This is a genomic window from Nitrococcus sp., from assembly GCF_059432795.1.
On the sequence record NZ_JBXWZQ010000081.1, the window covers coordinates 1 to 3,414 of the forward strand.

The 3,414-nt window shown below is 59.9% G+C and carries 5 protein-coding genes and 3 tRNA genes; 3 read left to right on the forward strand and 5 right to left on the reverse strand.

From position 1 onward, the window contains the following. From AC52Q4_RS06370 to AC52Q4_RS06390, 5 genes are all read right to left on the reverse strand, one after another. The coding region (locus tag AC52Q4_RS06370; protein WP_495535969.1) for a GTP-binding protein at nucleotides 1-124 on the reverse strand (124 nt) is incomplete at its 3' end. Nucleotides 125-202: 78 nt separating this feature from the next. Then, a tRNA-Thr gene (locus tag AC52Q4_RS06375) sits at nucleotides 203-278 on the reverse strand. 39 nt (nucleotides 279-317) lie between these two features. Further along, nucleotides 318-391, reverse strand: a tRNA-Gly gene (locus AC52Q4_RS06380). A 140-nt stretch (nucleotides 392-531) separates the two neighbouring features. Beyond that, nucleotides 532-616, reverse strand: a tRNA-Tyr gene (locus AC52Q4_RS06385). A 184-nt stretch (nucleotides 617-800) separates the two neighbouring features. Then, nucleotides 801-1,382 (reverse strand): trypsin-like peptidase domain-containing protein, encoded by a 582-nt coding sequence (locus AC52Q4_RS06390; protein WP_495535970.1) that lies wholly within the window; start codon nucleotides 1,380-1,382, stop codon nucleotides 801-803. On the opposite strand from AC52Q4_RS06390, the gene AC52Q4_RS06395 reads away from it, so the two are divergent. The 3 genes from AC52Q4_RS06395 to AC52Q4_RS06405 all read left to right on the forward strand — a co-directional run. Beyond that, nucleotides 1,269-1,730 (forward strand): hypothetical protein, encoded by a 462-nt coding sequence (locus AC52Q4_RS06395; protein WP_495535971.1) that lies wholly within the window; start codon nucleotides 1,269-1,271, stop codon nucleotides 1,728-1,730. The genes AC52Q4_RS06390 and AC52Q4_RS06395 overlap by 114 nt on opposite strands. Next, nucleotides 1,727-3,019: a VanZ family protein gene (locus tag AC52Q4_RS06400; RefSeq protein ID WP_495535967.1), complete on the forward strand. Its 1,293-nt coding sequence runs from the start codon at nucleotides 1,727-1,729 to the stop codon at nucleotides 3,017-3,019. Before AC52Q4_RS06395 ends, AC52Q4_RS06400 begins: the two co-directional genes overlap by 4 nt. Beyond that, nucleotides 3,006-3,414 (forward strand): hypothetical protein (locus AC52Q4_RS06405; protein WP_495535968.1); only part of this gene is annotated, 409 nt, incomplete at its 3' end. The genes AC52Q4_RS06400 and AC52Q4_RS06405, both read left to right, overlap by 14 nt.

Below are 3,414 nucleotides of genomic sequence, written 5' to 3' on the forward strand. Positions count from 1 at the left end.
CACCGTACCGCGACGACAAAACCTTCGTCATCGCCGCCGTCAACGTCGTCTTGCCATGGTCAACGTGACCAATCGTCCCAACATTTACGTGCGGCTTGGTACGCTGAAACTTCTCCTTGGACACGGCATAATCTCCGGTTAGTCCGCGCTGTATCCGCCAACGGCCAGCGACTCAAAAGTTTGACCAGCATTGCCTCAGAAATGGAGCCCATGACCGGACTTGAACCGGTGACCTCTTCCTTACCAAGGAAGTGCTCTACCGCCTGAGCTACATGGGCCTCGTCTCTGTCACTCTTCTCGTGCGGGCATTCGCAAAATGGAGCGGGAGATGGGAATCGAACCCACGTCATCAGCTTGGAAGTCTGAGGTTCTACCGTTGAACTACACCCGCGGGACGTGGCCGCATCCTCGTGCGGCGCTGAAAATCGCTACCCCGCATGCCGGTCGAGCCTAACGGTTCTCATCCTACCCTACCGGAACCACCGCCAAACCTTTCATCTCGCCCCGATGGCTTCCAATGCTCTTACAATCTGGTGGAGGGGGTAGGATTCGAACCTACGAAGGCTGAGCCAGCAGATTTACAGTCTGCCCCCGTTGACCGCTTGGGTACCCCTCCAAATAACGAATTCAGCACCTTGCGCAGACGCGGGCCTCGCTGTCAAGCACATGCGCCACCCCGCCGCGCCAAAGCGGGAGCAAAGTATAATACTTGCGGCGACGGGCGGAAAGCCCCAATGGCCCAAACCCACGGGCTGTTTCAGACCGTGCATTGCACCGAGCCCGCCTCACCGGGCCTTGGTTCAGGGCGTGACATCGTTGGGTGGCAGGCTATCAAGAAGCTCGTGGATATAGCTAGAGGGTACCGCATAGGTGATCCCGCTCGGCTTTTGAATCGCTGCGGCGAGCGCCGCTTCCTTGGTGGCCTTGACGAAGACCTTGTTAATGATCCCGATCACCGCACCGCTCTGTGGGTCATACAGCGGACTGCCACTGTTGCCGGGGTAAGCGGTTGCATCCAGCTGGTAAACACGAAAAGGTGATCGGAGGCTTTTGATCATGCGAGCATCGAGCTGGCGCGAATTATCCACTGGTATTGCTATCGGTGTGATCGCTGAAATAATTCCCCGGTGGGTAACGGGGTGCAGCCCGAGGATGGCACCGATCGGGAAGCCGGTGAACGCATAGCGTTCGCCTTCACGCACATTATCGGTCACGGAAAGCGTCAAAGCCGGGAGAGGTGCACCTTCGATTTCCAGTACCGCCAAATCATGCGCGTCATCGCGCGCGACACGCCGTGCCCTGCGCGAGTCCAGGCGATCGCCGCGGCGCTGAAACACCGCGAGGTATTCGCGGCGGCGCGAATTCACGCTTTGGGGAAGCACATGGGCGTTGGTGATAACATGCCTGCCGTTGCCGACGACGAACCCGGTCCCTCGAAATTGCGCCGGTGGCCGTCGCGTCGATTCGTAGGTACCCACCCCGACAATCGCGCCCTTTATGCGTTCGATGGTATCGGCAAGACCGGCACGAGCCTCCAGACACCCGCCCAGCAGGGCAAGAGCACCCACGACGCAGACAGCAAGTCGCGCGGCGGCCGTCATGGGTCCACGCCTCGGATAGCCAATTCCGACGGATTGGATTCGGTCCGCAGCGCCAATTGGCATAAAAAAGGGAATTCGGATATAGACTCATTCCTCACACCCCGGCCGGCGAAGAGGAAAACCGTTTGATCGAACATAGATCACCCAAGTTGGCGCTGCTGCTCGTTAGCTGTCTGCTTCTGATTATCTATGGGACGCTTTATCCGCTTGCCAATTGGCGGTTGCCGGATAGTGATGCCCTGGAGCTGTTACTGGCGCCGCACGGTGGTTACTCCCTTCCTGACCTTGTCACCAATTATGTCATCTATATACCCGCGGGCGGGCTCGGGATGAGCGTCCTGCCGGTGCGCAGTCCAATCGCACGCATTGTCCTTGTCGTCGCTTTACTCAGTGGGCTGAGCCTGCTGCTGGAAATGATGCAAACAATGTTGCCCTCCCGGGTCTCCTCGGTCACTGACACAATGTTGAACGCGGCTGGCGCAGTAACCGGTGCGCTCATCGCCCCTGTCCTGGTGAGGCTATTGGCGATCACCGGCCAGTTTCAGCGAATCCGCCAAGCATGCCTCCGTGACGACGCCGCGGCACGGGCGGCGATCGCAGCGCTGCTCCTGTGGCTGGTCGCGCAATGGATGCCATTCGTACCATACATCGATCCTTACGCCATGTGGGGCGCGTTTGAACCCCTGCGCAAGGCCCTGCATGGGGCCGATATCAGCCTCCAGCGAATCATCGAGCATTGCCTGGAGCTGACGGCCCTTGGAATTCTACTCAATTCGGCGCTGCGTAACCCCTATACGTCCACGGCCTGGCTGGCCGGCTTGCTGGGGCTCGGTCTGGCCGGCAACGCTCTGATCATTACGCAGCAAATCTACCCGGAACGGCTATTCGGGATCGCAAGCGCGCTTTTCCTGAGCGTGTTTCTGCAGGGACCGAGGAACCGATCGCGCGCCGTAACCGGGCTCGTTTTGCTCGCCTCCGCTGTGCTCGTCGGTAAAGTTTGGCCGCCGTTCAGCGCTGGCGGGTCAGCGTTTAACTGGGTTCCCCTGAAAGGCCAACTGCTTCACCCACTGATCGGTATCCGCGATTTGCTTGACGGTGCCTGGCCCTATTGCGCTTTAGCTGCATTATGCTCTCTTACGATGAGGCTCGGCTGGTACACGCTCGTATTGGGGGGAGTGCTCGTTTTGGGCTATGCAGGTACGCTTGAGTGGGCCCAGCAGTGGCAGCCCAATCGCTATCCGGATGTCACCGATGTTCTGCTTGCCGGTGTGGGTTGGGCAATCGGCCATGCCGCAGCGAGCAGCATCCGTCGGGCGCTGCCGCAAAGACAGCCAGGTGGAGCGCAGCGAGCACGCGAACAAGTGAAACGAGACGAGAAGAACGCCGTTTCCCCATACAACGTGAATGAAACGAGTTGATCTGAGCGACAACGGCCGCAATACACCGGCGGCTCCGGCATCACCGCAACTCGCCGCTAGCCGCGGCTTGGCGGTGTCACTGCTTGGCAGGGAAGACGACTTCGCTCAATTGCGGGCCGAATGGAACCGTCTGGCCACCGCGCATCCGGTTTCCAGTGCTTTTCTCAGCTACGAATGGGCCGACGCGGCTTGGCAGTGGCGGCGTAGTGATGCGGAGTTGGCGTTGCTAGCCGTACGCCGTGAGAGCTCCGAACTGGTGGGCCTCGCCCCGCTGGTGCGGACCACCGGGCGCGAGGCCGGCATTTACTCTCGCCGTTTGGAACTGCTGAGTGTGCCGGACAACCAATTTGCGGACATCCTTTTCGCTCCCGACTACCTCACCGACGTTGCGCAGG

What these genes read in the sequence shown, in the direction of transcription:
- AC52Q4_RS06395 (WP_495535971.1), top strand. Translation starts at nt 1,269, where the DNA reads ATGCGCGTCATCGCGCGCGACACGCCGTGCCCTGCGCGAGTCCAGGCG.